The 15868-nt window shown below is 45.7% G+C and carries 14 protein-coding genes; 4 read left to right on the top strand and 10 right to left on the bottom strand.

Annotated features, from left to right (window positions below; all coding sequences use genetic code 11):
• Window positions 1-252: 252 nt before the first annotated feature.
• From AC1DLM_RS28500 to AC1DLM_RS28490, 3 genes are all read right to left on the bottom strand, one after another.
• The gene (locus tag AC1DLM_RS28500; RefSeq protein ID WP_171637338.1) at window positions 253-1083 is read right to left on the bottom strand and encodes a carbohydrate ABC transporter permease; all 831 of its coding nucleotides are present in this window, start codon (window positions 1081-1083) and stop codon (window positions 253-255) included.
• A gap of 11 nt (window positions 1084-1094) precedes the next feature.
• A complete protein-coding gene (locus AC1DLM_RS28495; protein ID WP_477571856.1) occupies window positions 1095-1991 on the bottom strand; it encodes a carbohydrate ABC transporter permease in 897 nt (298 codons plus the stop codon).
• Between the two features lie 80 nt (window positions 1992-2071).
• Entirely contained in the window at window positions 2072-3472 is a 1401-nt protein-coding gene (locus AC1DLM_RS28490; protein WP_477571855.1) for an ABC transporter substrate-binding protein, read from the bottom strand.
• Window positions 3473-3694: 222 nt separating this feature from the next.
• Here AC1DLM_RS28490 and AC1DLM_RS28485 point away from each other — a divergent pair, with 222 nt between their 5' ends.
• The 4 genes from AC1DLM_RS28485 to AC1DLM_RS28470 all read left to right on the top strand — a co-directional run bounded on the left by AC1DLM_RS28485 (window position 3695) and on the right by AC1DLM_RS28470 (window position 8281).
• Window positions 3695-5311 (top strand): response regulator, encoded by a 1617-nt coding sequence (locus AC1DLM_RS28485; protein WP_477571854.1) that lies wholly within the window; start codon window positions 3695-3697, stop codon window positions 5309-5311.
• 4 nt (window positions 5312-5315) lie between these two features.
• Window positions 5316-7124, top strand: coding sequence for a cache domain-containing sensor histidine kinase (locus tag AC1DLM_RS28480; protein WP_477571853.1), 1809 nt, complete (start codon window positions 5316-5318; stop codon window positions 7122-7124).
• A 69-nt stretch (window positions 7125-7193) separates the two neighbouring features.
• Window positions 7194-7592, top strand: coding sequence for a CidA/LrgA family protein (locus tag AC1DLM_RS28475; RefSeq protein WP_477571852.1), 399 nt, complete (start codon window positions 7194-7196; stop codon window positions 7590-7592).
• Complete coding sequence (locus AC1DLM_RS28470; RefSeq protein WP_477571851.1) at window positions 7589-8281, top strand: LrgB family protein; 693 nt, start codon at window positions 7589-7591, stop codon at window positions 8279-8281. Before AC1DLM_RS28475 ends, AC1DLM_RS28470 begins: the two co-directional genes overlap by 4 nt.
• A gap of 324 nt (window positions 8282-8605) precedes the next feature.
• Here AC1DLM_RS28470 and AC1DLM_RS28465 read toward each other — a convergent pair whose 3' ends face one another.
• The 7 genes from AC1DLM_RS28465 to AC1DLM_RS28435 form a co-directional block, all read right to left on the bottom strand.
• Window positions 8606-8845: a hypothetical protein gene (locus tag AC1DLM_RS28465; protein WP_441991220.1), complete on the bottom strand. Its 240-nt coding sequence runs from the start codon at window positions 8843-8845 to the stop codon at window positions 8606-8608.
• A 23-nt stretch (window positions 8846-8868) separates the two neighbouring features.
• Window positions 8869-9012, bottom strand: a complete 144-nt coding sequence (locus AC1DLM_RS28460) for a hypothetical protein (protein ID WP_441991219.1) — start codon at window positions 9010-9012, stop codon at window positions 8869-8871.
• A gap of 171 nt (window positions 9013-9183) precedes the next feature.
• Complete coding sequence (locus AC1DLM_RS28455; protein WP_441991218.1) at window positions 9184-10068, bottom strand: carbohydrate ABC transporter permease; 885 nt, start codon at window positions 10066-10068, stop codon at window positions 9184-9186.
• Window positions 10069-10088: 20 nt separating this feature from the next.
• A complete protein-coding gene (locus AC1DLM_RS28450; protein ID WP_477571867.1) occupies window positions 10089-10961 on the bottom strand; it encodes an ABC transporter permease in 873 nt (290 codons plus the stop codon).
• A 150-nt stretch (window positions 10962-11111) separates the two neighbouring features.
• Window positions 11112-12779: a response regulator gene (locus tag AC1DLM_RS28445; protein WP_477571850.1), complete on the bottom strand. Its 1668-nt coding sequence runs from the start codon at window positions 12777-12779 to the stop codon at window positions 11112-11114.
• Between the two features lie 33 nt (window positions 12780-12812).
• Entirely contained in the window at window positions 12813-14585 is a 1773-nt protein-coding gene (locus AC1DLM_RS28440; RefSeq protein WP_477571849.1) for a sensor histidine kinase, read from the bottom strand.
• Window positions 14586-14759: 174 nt separating this feature from the next.
• The coding region (locus tag AC1DLM_RS28435; protein ID WP_477571848.1) for a type 2 periplasmic-binding domain-containing protein at window positions 14760-15868 on the bottom strand (1109 nt) is incomplete at its 5' end.

Raw genomic sequence — 15868 nt, 5'->3', positions numbered from 1 at the left:
TCCGATCAACTAGATGGATTTTGTCCAGTTAATTTCGCCTGATTTCGCTGAAACAGCCAATCATGGGTATATTAGCAGTACTTTTTCCATCTAATCTGCAATATCAGGCTTTTCTAGTTAAAATAGATGGAGGTTTTCCAGTTAAACACCAAGTAACGTGTCCAACATCTGTTAAGGAAAATTCATCTTTGACGTATTATTGAAGAAATTCCAAGCATCAATATCGCGTGTACCCATTCCCCTACTACACCCTTATCCCTTGACCGCACCCATCGTAATGCCTTGTGTAAACGCTTTTTGGAACACGAGAAAGATCGTAATCATAGGAACAGACGCGAGTGCCGCTCCTGCCATCATGATTCCGTAATTGGTCGTAAATTCACCTTGCATCGTCGCTACGCCAAGCGGCAGTGTCATCATCGAGGTAGACCTCGTCATAATGAGCTGACTGAAATAGTCGTTCCACGATGCAATGAAAGTAAAGATCGCTAGCGCTCCTAACGCTGGTTTAAGTAAAGGCAAGATAATCGTGGAGAATAGTCGGATTTCGGAGCAGCCATCGATCTTAGCCGCTTCAATTAACTCCCCTGGTACAGTCTGAGCGAATTGTTTCATCAAGAACACGCCAAATGGCCATCCAATTGCTGGTAAAATAAGTCCATGATACGTATTGACCCAGCCAAAGTCGGCCAACATCGTAAATAGCGGAACAAGAATCACTTGTTTCGGTAAAGCCATTGCAGCGATGAACATCGTAAAAATGATTTTCCGCCCAGGGAATAGCTTTTTCGCCAGGACATAGCCTGCAGAAGCGGAAACCAGGCAGACAGCGAACATTTCAACCAAAGCAATGATAAAACTATTTAACGTCCAGCGCCATACCGGATTCTTAAACAAATCCGCCCAGTTCTGTAAGGTCGGTTTGAGAGGAAACCATTCTGGCGGAATTTGTGTAGCCACCGTTTGAAATTTAAAGGCACCTGTCACAATCCAATAAAACGGAAATATAAAAAACAACGTAGAAAGGATCAATAATAGCGTAGAAAATCCGTTAAATACCCTTTGCCCAGCGTTTACTTTCATGATGTCCCCTCCTAGTACTCAACATCGCTRCCAAAGAATTTAAATTGAATCAACGAGATAACCCCGATAATAATCGCAAGGAATACGCCCATAGCCGAGGCGCTGCCGAAATGACCAAGCACGAAGGCTTGCTCGTACACGCCATACATGACGGTCGAGGTACTATAAACAGGGCCGCCAGAAGTAAGCAATTGAATTAAGGCAAAACACTGAAACGTATTGATCGTCGTGATGACGATAATATAGAGATTGGTCGGCATGAGCATAGGCCAAATAATTTTCAAAAAGATTTGCCACGGGTTCGCTCGGTCGATTTCAGCCGCTTCGATATACGAAGTCGGGATATTGCCTAGGGAAGCCACGTAAAGAATGATCGGCTGACCTACTGAAGTTGTGATCAAAACAGCGATAATCGCAAGCAGTGCTGTGCGCTGGTCGCCCAGCCACGAAATCGGCTCAAGCCCAATTAATCCCCCTAAATAGTTGAGAATCCCATAATTCGGATGGTAGATCCATCCCCATACAACCGTAATACTGACGACAGAAGAAACGGCTGGCAAATAGAATACGCCTCGAAAGAATGAGCGAGCAAACTCTTTTTTCTTATAAATAGAAACGGCCACGAATAACGAGAAAACGATTACTATAGGGACCGTTATAACGACTAGCAACAGTGTATTTCGCATCGATTTCAGAAACGTTTCGTTCTGAATCAAATCGACATAATTATCGAATCCTATAAAATTAAACGTTCGCAAGGAGTAATCGAAGAAGCTAATATAGATCCCTTTTACCATGGGATAGGCAACAAAAAGCAGAAAGAATCCGAGTGCAGGCAGCAAAAAGACATAGCTCATAAGYCAATCTCGACGTATGTAACCTTTGGTTTTACGAACCGTTACCTCCATGTTTCTTCCCTCCCTTTCTTTTTTGAGATGAAAAGAGTAGAGTACAATCGCACTCTACTCCCAGTGGACATTCCTCGTGCTTATTTAGAAGCTGCTTGCTCTTTCTTCGCTTTCGCAATGGCTTCGTTCGCTTTGGTTGCAAAGCTATCCAATGCTTCCTTGCCGGTTGCTGTGCCTGTTAACACACGTTGCAATTCCGGGAACCAGAATGTACGAATTTCCGCGTAACCATCAGCAATTGTCGGTGCATCCGTGATAAATTGACGAGCTGTTTCTGCATATTTATATTCGGCATCGCTATAAAGACCGGTAATCGACGTACGCGCTGATAATCCACCTGTTTGAATCAAATTCTTCTTCGCATATTCGGGATCATTCGCTATAAAATCAACTAGCTTCTTAGCAGCCGTAATCTTGTCTGCGTTTCCATTGTTAAACACGGCCATACCGCCCAAATACGGCTCAAGCTTTGGCTTAGATCCATCTAGTGTTGGGAATGGCAGCAGAATATCTTCGAATTGCACCTTCTTGAGCGGAACGTTCTGCGCTTTTAGTACAGCTGAATAATTCAAAGTAAAGGCTAATTTACCTTGCAAGAATAAATCGTTAACATCCGCAGCTGCCAAGGAAGCAGAACCGGACACACTAATTTTATCCTTCGTCGCCTTAGCTACCCAGTCCAATGCTTTCGCAGCGTTGTCGGTATTAATAGCTACTTTGGAGTTATCTTCACTCAAGAATCTCGATACCCCTAAGTTGGCAATATAGGCGCGAGTTCCTTGATCACCTGCTGTACTTTTCGCGAAGAAGCCCGTTGGAATAATCTCCGGTGCTTTCTCTTTCACAGCTTGAAGCGCTTTCTCATATTCAGCTACTGTCCATGTCCGATCAGGGCGACTTAGCGGTAGCAAATCAAGCGCACCGATTTTCTCAAATACCGTCTTATTTACGGCCATCATGAATGGCGCCGTATTGATAGGGTACATATAGATCTGATCGCCAACCATAGATTGCTTCCATAGCGCAGGCGTAATATCTTTCTTTACTTCTTCGGTAACGATGTCATTCAGCGGAGCGAGTAACTTCTTCTTCCCCCAGTCGATAATACGTCCCGGAGCATCATAAATCACATCTGGCGCCGAGTTCGAAGCGATGGCTACGTTCAGCTTTTGCGGACCACCTTCAAAGGTAATCATCTCTAGATTGACTTTTATTTCTGGATGCTTCTTGTTAAAAGCTGCAATAATCTGCTTCTCATATTTCCCAACTTCCCCATCCAGCGGTTGAAAATTCGGGAAGTTCCACCAAGTAATTTCGACAGGCTTCGCAGACACTGGACTTGGTGATACTGTTTTACTCTCGGTAGTACTCGTGGCTGTGTTCGCTGGTGTATTCGTAGATGAATTGGTACATGCAACTAACTGCGACCCGACAAGAGCAACGCCGATCAATGTCATTAATCCTTTTTTCATAGCCCTCATTTGAGCACCCCCGTTATTGTTTGTGGAATAAACGTGCTTCGTTTCATTCCGTGCACTAAGCATACGTGATATTGAAATCGGGGAGAATCCCCGTATCTTTACATTCATAGTCGTATTCTGACCTGTTCGTTTTCTAGCAAATGAGAGCCTCATTTCCGATAATTTTAATGTTATACTTGAATTACCGCACGGTTTCAAGTCCTAACAAGCTGGGGGAACTTCATGTATAAACTACTAATTGTCGAGGATGAACCTCTAATCAGAGCTGGCTTGCAGCACTATTTTGACTGGACAGCGCTTGGTGTCACTATGATTGTTGAAGCTGAGAATGGCAAGGAAGGCTGGCTCGCAGCACTTCATGAGCAACCTGATCTGATCATTACCGATATACGCATGCCCGAGATGGACGGACTTCAGATGATTGAACACATTCGAGCGACACTCCCGGATACCCTCTTTATTATTTTGACTGGTTTCAATGATTTTGAATATGCCCAAAAGGCGATTCGTCTTGGCGGCGTTCATGCCTTTCTGTTAAAGCCACTGGAATATGAAGAAAGCTTTGCAACTATTCTTAGCTGTATGGCGACACTTAAACAAAGGCGAAATGAACGGACCCAACGTACCGATTTAGAACAACAAGCCAACGAAAACAAAAGCTATAAAAGCAACCAGCTAGTCAAATTTTTACTCGAGGACGAGCATGCAGCTTGGGAGGAAGGCGTACGCCAACAACTCAACGATTTCGATCATTTGTCGTGGTATCAACCTTTTGTGGTAACCTGGTTACCTTCGAATCCCTCTCAAACTATCGAAAGAAGAGAGTTCCAACAACACGCTGAACGCATCATTCGGACGACTTTAGACACGATGTCTAGCTCCAGTATTCCCATACAACTATTCTTATATATAGATAAAACCAAATGCCATGCTGTAGCGATATTGGATGATCAACCAAGTGCGTACGATACCGATCAGGTCTCACTTCCAGCTTGCGATTCCAACGGTTTCATGGCTATTGGCAAAAGGACGACAGATAGCTCGCAATTAACACAGTTGCTTCGTCAAACGGATCAAGCGCTATATCAACGCTTTTATCAGGACAAGCGACAGATCTTCTTCCCAATCGCAGCCAATGAGTCGCCGACTCGTGCCAAAGATTCACGTTTACTTCTTGAAGAAGCGGATAAGAATCGTATCATTGCCTCTCTTGAAAGCGCTAATCCTACGGATATCGAGCAGCTGATGCAACGACTCGCACATGACTTGCGCATACATCTGCCCCACACTTCAATGGATCGTGGATTCGCTTTTATTCAAGAAATCATCTCCACCACCGTTCGATTTGCCCACCGGAATGGCATTCCTGTCGAAGGCGTCTACAGTGAAAAACTGCTAAAGCTAACATGTGTCGATGATTTCCCAACGCTTGATGCCCTTTTCAGCTGGTTAACAGCTTGGATGGTGCAAGTCAGCGAAGTATACCGAGATGAGTTCTCTTCAACGAATCACCAGGATGTGCTTATTTTTGAACATATTGAAGCTTATATTAAAGAGCATATCGACCAAGATATTACGCTGCAAATGGTGGCAGATCGTTTCTTCTATAATCCATCGTATTTAAGCCGTATTTTCAAAAGAAAATTAGATAAGAACTACATGAGGTTTGTGACCGAAATTCGCATCCACTATGCGCAAGAATGCTTGAAGAAGCCAGAGTATTTAGTGACGGATGTGTGCACGATGTGCGGGTATAAAAGCTACAAGCATTTCGTCAAAACCTTCCGAAGCATTACCAATATGACGCCATCCGACTATCGGAAGAAATGGGGGTGGTAGACGTTTGAATGCATGGCAGCGGCTTTCGCAGCAATACCGGATGAAGCATGTGAACCATCAAATATTCGTACTTATGATCCTAATTATCACCGTTCCCTTATTGATTATCTCGGTCATTATCTATTTCTTTTCTATCCAAGCCGTCAAAAATGAGTACCAGAGCTCCTCGAACCTGATTCTCACGAATCTGTCCTTCAACATCGATCAATATTTACAGAGTATCGAGAAAGGAACGCTTAACGCGCAAATGGATGGGCAACTGCAGAATGCCTTGGAACACTGGGTTGCGGATGGCGATGAGAACAGTAATGATCAACGTATCCAATATGGGAACACCATTGAACACTTTGTCAGTTCCATCGAAATGACGATTAAAAATGTGGACAGCGTGCAAATTTACGCAGGTTCTCGTGTCTTTTACTCGGCTAATTTCAATCGCTCGGATTACGATGTCGAGGATTTCACCCATGAGGATTGGTACTTGCAGACACAGCAAAGTAAAGGTGGCATCGTCCTATTCGGAACGCACCTCCCCTTCCATCGTGTGAATGCCAAGGATCCTGTTATTTCCATAGCAAGAGTCATTAATAAGGTAGGAAGTAAACAGCCACTCGGAGTTATGCTCATCGATATTCGATTGGATTCTTTGCGAGAAATATTGAAATTGTCCGAGACGAGTAAACGCAACTTCACCATTATAGATAGTCAGGGTGCTAGTATTTATAATTCCGAAAGGTCGACTGCGAATGCCAATGTACCGATCACGTTAGAGAGTCAGAAGCTTCAGACCGTTTTGCATGCTGAAAATGGGAGCTTTTACGCGTATTTTGCCGGGGCCAATTCGTACATTAACTTCGTGACCTCGCCTTATTCGGGCTGGAAGGTCATTCAATCCATCGATGAGAAAGAAATGACGAAGCAAGCCGAGATTTTGATCAAAATCATATTAGCACTAGCCTTCCTATCCCTAGGAACTGCGGTATTATTCATGTTCATTTTATCCGCGCGCGTGACGAAACCTATTATTCTCCTGAGCCGTAAGGTGAAAATGGTTGGCTTAGGCAATTTCGATGTCGATCTTAACTCGAATCGGCAGGATGAGTTCGGCGTGTTGTATCAAGGTATCCGCAAAATGCTAGAAGACTTGCAGAACTATATTGAACGTTCCTCCATGGCCAAAGCACAGCAAAAAGTCGCACAATATGGCGCTTTGAAAAGTCAGATCAATCCGCATTTTCTGGCCAATGTGCTGGAAACGATTCAGATGAAGGCGATTATCAGCGGACAACGAGATGTCGCTGAAATGGTCGGTATCCTAGGCCGCTTGTTCCGCATTCATATCCAAACGGGGAAAGAAACGGTTACCTTGCAAGAAGAATTGATCCACATTCGCCTGTACGTCAAAATCCAACAGCTGCGCTTCGGGGATAAAATTCAGTATCGCGAGGAACTCTCGGTGAATAGTGAGACTTTGCAGGTTCTGCATTTTTCATTGCAGCCGCTAATCGAGAATGCCTTCGTGCATGGACTGGAACGGAGCAGTCAAGCAGGACTACTGGAAGTATCTTCCGAGATATCGGGGGATGACTTATTGATCMAGATCAAGGATAATGGAGTTGGCATGGATCAAATCAAGCTTGCGCAGCTGCGAAATCGGCTTGCGCAACCTTCAGATACACTCGATGAAACACATATTGGCATCAAAAATGTGCATGATCGTATCGTCTTCTACTTCGGAGATCCGTATGGGATTGACATAGAAAGTCAACCGGGTGAAGGGACGATCGTGCGGATACGCATGCCTGCGCGGTAGAGTATTCCACTTCAGCACGACAGACGACAAACGAAGACGACAGACGAAGACGACAGACAGGAGGTCCTTATGCTAGGACTCGCGATTTTACTTGCTTTTAACCTTATTGGCATTTGGCTTCAAACGAGCTTTCACATCCCGCTTCCTGGCAATGTGATTGGACTTATTCTTTTTACCATCGCGCTTTTCGCCAAGCTCATTAAGTTAGAATGGGTGGAAACGACGGCGAATTGGTTCACAGGCCATATGATGCTATTTTTTCTACCCTTTGTCGTGGGAACCATGGCTTTCTTCCCGCTGATCGGGGCAAATTGGTTATCGATCGGGGTTGGCGTTATGGGGAGTTCTGTGGCTGTCCTACTCGTAACTGCATTTATCACATCGAAAATGCAACGTAATGAGGATAAAGGGCATCGGATGCCTACTGGTGCAAATGGGCAAAAGACAGTTGAAGGTGGGATGAAATGAACACCTCCGATTGGCTCACGAACCCCGCGTTCGGCATCACGCTCAGCATTGCAGCCTATACGGCTGCTCAGTTTATTCATCAGCGCTGGCGGTGGCTGCATCCGCTTTTTGTCTGCTCAGGCTTCATCACCTTGGTACTGCTGAGCTTCCACATCCCTTATGCCGCCTACAAAGTGGGCGGCGATGTACTCACGCTGCTCTTAGGTCCAGCTACTGTGGCTCTCGGCGTTCCGTTGTACAAGAACGCCGGCTTGATCAAAAAGCACATCGCCGGCATTCTGACAGCCGTGACTTTAGGGTCATTGACCGCCATTGCCAGCGCCGCCGCACTTGTTGGACTGCTCGGCGGAAGCCGCGAGATTCTGCTCAGCATGCTGCCCAAATCCGTCAGCTCGCCGATCGCCCTAGAGATATCACGCCATCTCGGCGGATTGCCAGAGCTAACAGCCGTACTGACGGTGCTCACAGGCTTGTTCGGGAGCATGATCGGCAGAAGGCTTTTGACTTGGCTTAGTTTCCGCGATGCGCTATCCATTGGCATCGCGGTGGGTACCGCTGCGCATGGCATCGGAACAGCACGACTGCTGAAGGATTCGGAGCTTGAGGGCAGCATGAGCGGCTTTGCGATGGGTGCTGCTGGGATTATAACATCGGTATTGTTTGTGCCGATTTATTGGTGGTTTCGTTAACATAAAGCCCCCAGCTTGAAGCGTTCGCTTCAGGTTGGGGGTTTAATCGGTTTCTGTTTGGGGCAGGCGGAGGTGCAACCACCATGCCTGTAAAAACTACAGTTAATTTGCTGCATTTGAGCCAATTATGCGCAATAGATGGAAAACCTCCAGCTAATTTTTAGCTATTTGGCGATTACGAGTGAATCCTCAGTAAATAACTGTATATTTTCCAGTTAATCCATCCCGAATGCTGAAACGATCAAAATTAGCAGTACATTTTCCAGTTAATTCTAATTACAGCCTACTACTCGTCGTTCCTCGCTCAAAATACTTTTCAAGTCCTTACAAGGGATGGTCTCGCCAATCCGGAATCGCACCACTTGCCAGCCGAGAAATCGTTCCATCTTCCCCGTCCACGACGTAGTCGATACCTTGCTGGAATACCTGGTTATCAGGATGTGTGGCATCCGGATGACTCCTCAGCGACACATCCCTGCCACCATAATGCGGTCGATAACGCATCTTCTGCTTCTCCGTACCGGGGAAAACGAACGTTTCCCCTAGCTGACTTCGTAGCTCCATCGCTCATTTCCCCCTTTTCACACTTACCAAAGTAGATCTATTCGACCTGTAATTCCCTCTAGATAAATCCGATCCACTTGGCAAGCATCCGTAAGATCCAGATACTCTTTCTCGTTTACCCTGACTTCTACGATTCCAGCAGCAATAGCCTCAATTGGTGGAAACAACGTGAGATTAGCATCTTTCAAATTCCATACGGTCAGATTACTGCTAGATTGACGCTTCCACGTTGGAATAGCCTGATTTTATTGAAGTGTTTTTTTCGTAACATGATCTATCGCCATCTCTGTCATCTCCTCACAATCGATTTATACAATTAGCAGCACTTTATATATTCGCTATTCCTTCACACTGCCAAGAATAATTCCCTTCGTGAAATACCGTTGCAGAAACGGGTAGATGACGAGAATCGGTATTGCTCCCAGAAAGATTTGTGCGGCACGGGCCGTACGATCCGAAATGAGCGCCAGCATCTCGAGATCCGTGTTGCTTTTGATCAATGTATCCAAACCTACAACGACCGTATATAAATAGCTTTGAAGTGGATAATGCGATGGCGAGTTCATGAATAAAATGCCGTCAAACCACGAATTCCAATGGGAAACGGTCGCAAATAGCGTTAGTGTGGCCAAGGATGGCGTCGATAATGGCAAGTAAATGTTCCACAGGATTCGCCACTGCCCAGCACCATCCATCAGGGCTGCTTCTTCCAATTCTTTGGGCAATGCCCGGAAGAAGTTCAGCAAAATAACAACATTATACACAGGCACGGCATGCGTTAAAATTAAGGCCCAAATCGTATCTAACAACCCAAGCGATCGCATTGTCATATAGATTGGAATAATCCCCCCACTGAATAACATGGTGAACACGAATATCCATACATACACCGTTCTGCCCTTGAAACTCGCTGCTTCCTTGGACAGCGGATAGGCGACTAGAATGGTCAGCACCATATTCACGATGACACCTAACACGACTCTTTTGATCGAAATGATGAAAGAAGCCATAAACTCTGGTTTGTCCATGATGAATTGATACGATTTCCATGTGAACTCGACGGGCCAGAAGGTGACTGAGCCTGTGGCAACGGCATTATTGGAGCTGAGCGACATCGCCAGCAAATGTATTAATGGCAGTACACAAAGGACAGACAAGCTAATAAGAAACACATAATTCGCAATGGTGAACCCTCGATATGCCCAAGACGCTGTCTTGATCATGCTGAATTTCCTCCTTCTACTCAGAAAATGCGGTAATTGGCAAACCGATACGCCATCGTATACGAGAGTGAAATAAGAATAAGTGAAACGAGTGACTTAAAGAGACCAACAGCAGTTGCTACCCCGTATTGCGCATCGATCATCCCAATCCGATACACGAAGGTGTCGATGATATCTCCACTTTCATACACGATAGGGCTGTACAAATTGAATACTTGTTCAAACCCCGCGTTCAGCACATTTCCGATACTGAGTGTCGCCAGGAGAACGATAATCGGTGCCATCCCAGGCAAGGTAATGTGCAAGGTTTGCTTCCACCGATTCGCGCCATCCATCGTCGCTGCCTCATACAGCGCTGGGTTAATTCCAAGGATCGCCGCCAAATACACAATCGTGCTGAAACCGAATTCCTTCCACTCATTCGTCAGTACCAACGTGAACGGGAACCATTGATTGTCTCCCAAGAAGAAAATCGACTGCATCCCCAAGGCACGAAGCCCCGCATTGACGATCCCTTCTTTTGGCGAAAGGACATCCAATAAGATCCCGCTTAGAATGACCCACGAAAGGAAATGCGGCAGATATACCAGCGTCTGAACAATCCGTTTCACCGCATTCTTTCGGATCTCATTTAGCATTATGGCAATGACAATCGGTACGATCAGACCTACAATAATTTTCATGAGGGCAATATAGATCGTATTCCAAAGCACACGGTAGAAATCTGGCAACTCCATTACATATCGAAAGTTATCCATCCCGATCCATTTGGAATGAAAAAGCCCCTGTGTTGGCATGTATTTCTGGAACGCAATGACAATGCCGGCCATCGGATAATACTGAAAAATAAGGATGGCAATCAATCCGGGAATGAGCATCAAATGCAGGGGCATTTGTGCTTTCCATTTTATTCTGTTCACATGTTCTCCCCCTTACCGGATGAAAAAAAGAAGCTGGATTATCGCCAACCTCTTCCATGTCTTCATTATAAAATTAACGAACATGCCACCGATACGGGACATTATTGCGGCCCTTGCTTTATATTAACCAGTTAATCTCGAGTCGCGATACACCTGTGGTGTAAGACCCGTAATCTTCTTAAATAGTCTTGTAAAATAAGCCGCAGACTCCAATCCAACCATGGCTGCGATCTCATGGATTTTGTGCTCAGTCGTCATTAATAGGGTCTTCGCTCGCTGAATACGCACATCCGTAATATAGTCAAGCAGACCTTGCCCTGTTGTTTGTTTATACATGCGTGAGAGGTATGGCGGGCTCAAATACACCAGCTCAGCTAAGCGCGTTAATGAGAGCTCCTCTTGCAGAAAAGCATGCACATAATGATGAATCTGACCGATCATATCCGTTGTTCTCTCTGCTTTTTTCAGCCCATTATAGTCCGCCAGCGACAACGCAATGCCTGCCAGAAATTGAACGGCCCCTACCGTACTGTTGTGCTGAAAAGGATTCAGAAGCTCCTCCATACGAAACGCTTCACCGAGCTGTGCGATCAAATGACGCTTATTGATATACGATAAAAGAAAAGCAGCAAGATGCGAGAACGCCTCATACGCGAGCGCCGCTCCCTTATCGTTGTATGCTAACAGTTTGATCGCGTTAACGACCTCACCAAACAGGTGCTCACAACCTTCTTTTTCACCGTTATCCAAATAAGTCTCCAACAGGTCCATTTTGTGCAAATGAATACGCAAATCTTGCTCTTCATAGAATTGCTTACTGGAGCGCAGTTCTTCCTTGTCTTCCTTGCGTTGTTCGGTTAGCAGCATCTCATGGCCTTTCCCGATGCCATAGGCCAACTGCAGCTTCATGCCCTCAATCCGCTGCATCATCGCTTCCCATGTGCAGAAGCTAGAGGCCAGCAGGAAGGAAACCGGCACCTTCAGATGCCGCCGACAGGCCGCCTGAACAAGCTCTACGCTGCCGGAAAGCGTACGAATCGCTTGTCCCTCTTGCCCTTCATCGGTTGGCTCAGTTGGTTGAACGAGCCAAATAAACCGATTGCGATCATACGGAAGCGCTATCATATTGAGCGAACCGTTCAAATATTCCTCCGCTATGTTATGGACGGAATAAAACAGAAGCGATTGATCGGACGGTGCGGCGAAGGATCCCCATTCATCCAAACGTCCGATGACGAGGAGCACAGGACTCCCAGCGTGCAGGCCGATGGCCAGCTCCTCGAACCGCCTCGCCCTGACGACGAGCGATTCTGACTCGCCTTGCACGAGTTGCCGAAGGTAATCACGGCGAATTGTCGGCAATGCGGCGTGCAGCTGCGCTCGGGAGCGCTTCAGAATCTCTTCACGGTTGATTTCGAGCGCGATATCCTGCGTTGCCTTCTGCACCGCTTGAATGATGGCCTCATCGCCCTCTGTTTTGAGAACGAAATCGATGCCCCCGTTGCGAATTGCTGTCTGGGCATAAGCAAAATCATCAAAACCCGTCAAGAAAATAATGCGGCAGCGCGGCCATCTTTTCCGCGTATAATCGGCAAGCTCCATCCCGCTCATCCCCGGCATCCGAATATCCGTGAGCAGAATGTCTACTTTCCCTGCTTCCATCTTCTCTATCGCTTCCTTGCCAGAGTGAGCTTTCACCATCTCAAAATCCATGTCCTCCAGTTCAAGAAAAGTTTCTGTCAAATAGTGAACAGCCAGCGGCTCATCATCCACGATCATCATTGTCAGCATGACATMACGTCCTCTTTTTGCAAATTGAATTCCCTATACGACGAATGGAATGACGACCGAAACGACCAGACCGCCTTCCTCTCGTCTGAGAATCCGCACACCGRCCTTCTCGCCAAACCTTAATTGTAAGCGTCGATGCACATTCAACATCCCCGTTACTTCCTCCGTCGCTTGCCCTTCTTGCGTTTTGGCCTGAAAATTTCGCAGTTCCTCGTCGGTCATCCCTTTGCCATTGTCCTCAACTTGGATGATAACAAACCTCTCTCCGTCATCGTCCTCCTGGCATGTGGTCGATATCCGCAGATGACGCTCATGATGGTCCTGATCAAATCCATGATGATACGCATTCTCCACGATTGGCTGTAAAATCAACCGTGGAACAAGCATTTGCTTACATTCCTCTGGCAAAGGCTCCATTTCAAACGAAATCCGGTTCATATACCGGATAGTTTGAATCTCAGCAAAAGCACGAACATGGCTCAACTCCCGCTCCAACGGGACTTCCTCACTGCCATTTCGGGTCATGTACTGGAAATAATCGCCGAGATATTTGGTGAATCGGGTCGAGTTCTCGAAATCTTGCGCTTTCGTCATACGATACAATAAGTAGAAGCTGTTATATAAAAAGTGCGGATTGATCTGCGATTGCAGCTGTTTCAGTTCGGATTGCTGTGTACGAATTTTCTGCTCGTAAATTTCAAAAATCAGTTTTTTCAAATGAGCGACCATGTTATTGAATTGGGCATACAAATAATGAAATTCATCACTGCTTTTATAGGTTAGCTCGACTTGCAGATCACCGGATTCCACCTTGCGGAAGGCTCGGACAAGCCTGCTGAGCGGGCGATGAATGATGCGATACACATAGATAGAGAACAAGATAATGACAATAAGTGCACATAAGGAGATGAGATATAAATAAACCTGATAATGATCCAGCGGCCCCATCACTGCCTTTTCCGGAACAAAAGCAACCAGCATCAGATCTAGTGCCGGTGAATAGGTGGAAACCGTGAGAAGACGCTGATTCCCAATTTTGATAAGCTCATTGGCTGCTTGAACGATCTGTGAAGACTTGATCTGCAACGCGGACATTTGCCCCCGAACGGTCTGACGAATAAGGGCGTAGGCCTCATTATTTAGTGTATGAACGATATCCCAATCTGCATTCACGATCGCTGCGCCGCCCTGGTCATAATTAGAAATCTGCGCTAAATACGATTGCATGGCGGGCATGGAAAGCTCCAGTTCCAGGACGAACATTGGGTCGCGCCCTTCCACCAACTGGTTGTTGGGATAATATTCACGTAAGTAAAGATGATCGCCGTCGCGATAAAATAATCCTTTATGCGAGAACGAATCTTGTTTTAATCGATCCAGACGCTCTCGAGGCAAGCTGTCGGCTAACTCCGTAGATGAAATAATTTTATTAATAGGCGGAATATACACACTTGCCCGCTCGATATACATACTCGATTCCTTTAATAGGACGAGGCGTTGCTGAAACCTTTTCAAAATAACAAGCTTCTGATATTCCGTTAAACTATCGGCCGTCACACTGAGCGCTTCCAAATCTTCGTCATTCATGAATTGCCGTTGAATACGTCCCATTCTGTCGATTTCATTCTCAAGTGATGAGCGATAGAACTGAATTTGCGACTCGAGTGATTTGGAAATTTCCTTGCGGACAAGCCCCGCACCCCATTCATTAATCTGTGTCCCGATCACATACATAGGTGAGAGCACGATGAGAAAAGTCACTATTAATTTGCCAAGTATCGAGAACCGTCGCTGTCTCGCTGCCATCCGCATAACTCCCCACTCCAACGTCCTTTTTCTCACTATACAAAAGATTGAGCAGATTGGATATACGAGCGTCACCTTAAGATAATAAAAAGCAAGTATGATAAAATTGTCCAATCCAATAACAAACTACCCCGCCAGTAGATTTCTCTACTTTCKGGGCAGCTCATCATGACTTTATTTGTTCTTCGCGTACCAATCGTTCACTTCTTGCTCGATTTTATCGCCTCCAAGCTTTTGGAACTCTTCAGCGAATTTGTCGAACTCATCGACGGAGGAATCACCCATGATGATCTTGGTGAAGGTTTCAGCGATTTTCTTCTTCAAAGTCGGCAGTTTCTCGGACATCGTCGGCGTTGCTGGAGCTAGGAATAGGTTATATTGTCCGATCTTGGCTTTGTTATATTGATCAATAACACTATAGCTGCCGCCATCGCCCATTACGATATTGCTAAACCACATGGAATCATCGCCAGCTTTAAACTTCGTCATACGGTCAAAATGAACACTGGCTGGGAATCCAAGTTTACTGCCATCACCCGTCTTTAAGGATTCTTGCACCTGGTGATAGGCATCTAGATTCGTATTCAGCGAATCCATCGTAACTGGCGCATATTTCGCTGCCATAATCCCCGTTTTCGAATCGGTTATGAATGGGTTCGGATCCGGTGCATACGATTTTTCGTAAAAACGATTGATATAAATATTCGCTAACTTAATAGCCGCTTCCGGATGCTTCGATCCTTTTTTCACCACATAAAATGTACCAGCTGTATCGTAAAGCTGCGGTATAGCTGGCTGACTATCCGCAGATACAATTGGGAACACTTTCCATTGCGCTTTCGGATCCTTCGTGTGATTCTCCTTCTGGATATAGCCGCCATCTGATACTAATCCGTAGGCAAGCCCGACACGTCCTGCTGCTACATCTTCTTGGATTTTTGCTGGCGGTTTAACGCCGAATTCCTTATCAATCACGCCATCCTTATAGAGCTCTTGGAGCTTCTTTAAAGGCGCTTTTAGTTCTTTTTGAACAAAACMATAGACCAGTTTACCTGATGGATTCTTAATGAAAATATCGGTATACCCATGATAGCCGTTAAAGAAGCCACGCAATGAACCGTGTCCATAATCCCAGAAATCTTTATTCACCGCAAGCCCGATTGTATCTGCTTTCCCGTTACCGTCCGGATCTTGTTTGGCAAATGCCGTTGCAATTTTGATCACATCATCCATCGTTTTCGGTTCAGGCAAATTCAGCTTCTGCAACCAATCCGTTCGTACAT

The sequence above is a fragment of the Paenibacillus sp. 01T442 genome (assembly GCF_056398345.1).
This window is presented reverse-complemented; position numbering and strand designations above follow the sequence as displayed.

What these genes read in the sequence shown, in the direction of transcription:
- AC1DLM_RS28500 (WP_171637338.1), bottom strand. Translation starts at nt 1,083, where the DNA reads ATGAAAGTAAACGCTGGGCAAAGGGTATTTAACGGATTTTCTACGCTA.
- AC1DLM_RS28490 (WP_477571855.1), bottom strand. Translation starts at nt 3,472, where the DNA reads ATGAGGGCTATGAAAAAAGGATTAATGACATTGATCGGCGTTGCTCTT.
- AC1DLM_RS28485 (WP_477571854.1), top strand. Translation starts at nt 3,695, where the DNA reads ATGTATAAACTACTAATTGTCGAGGATGAACCTCTAATCAGAGCTGGC.
- AC1DLM_RS28475 (WP_477571852.1), top strand. Translation starts at nt 7,194, where the DNA reads ATGCTAGGACTCGCGATTTTACTTGCTTTTAACCTTATTGGCATTTGG.
- AC1DLM_RS28470 (WP_477571851.1), top strand. Translation starts at nt 7,589, where the DNA reads ATGAACACCTCCGATTGGCTCACGAACCCCGCGTTCGGCATCACGCTC.
- AC1DLM_RS28465 (WP_441991220.1), bottom strand. Translation starts at nt 8,845, where the DNA reads ATGGAGCTACGAAGTCAGCTAGGGGAAACGTTCGTTTTCCCCGGTACG.
- AC1DLM_RS28455 (WP_441991218.1), bottom strand. Translation starts at nt 10,068, where the DNA reads ATGATCAAGACAGCGTCTTGGGCATATCGAGGGTTCACCATTGCGAAT.
- AC1DLM_RS28450 (WP_477571867.1), bottom strand. Translation starts at nt 10,961, where the DNA reads ATGCCCCTGCATTTGATGCTCATTCCCGGATTGATTGCCATCCTTATT.
- AC1DLM_RS28445 (WP_477571850.1), bottom strand. Translation starts at nt 12,779, where the DNA reads ATGCTGACAATGATGATCGTGGATGATGAGCCGCTGGCTGTTCACTAT.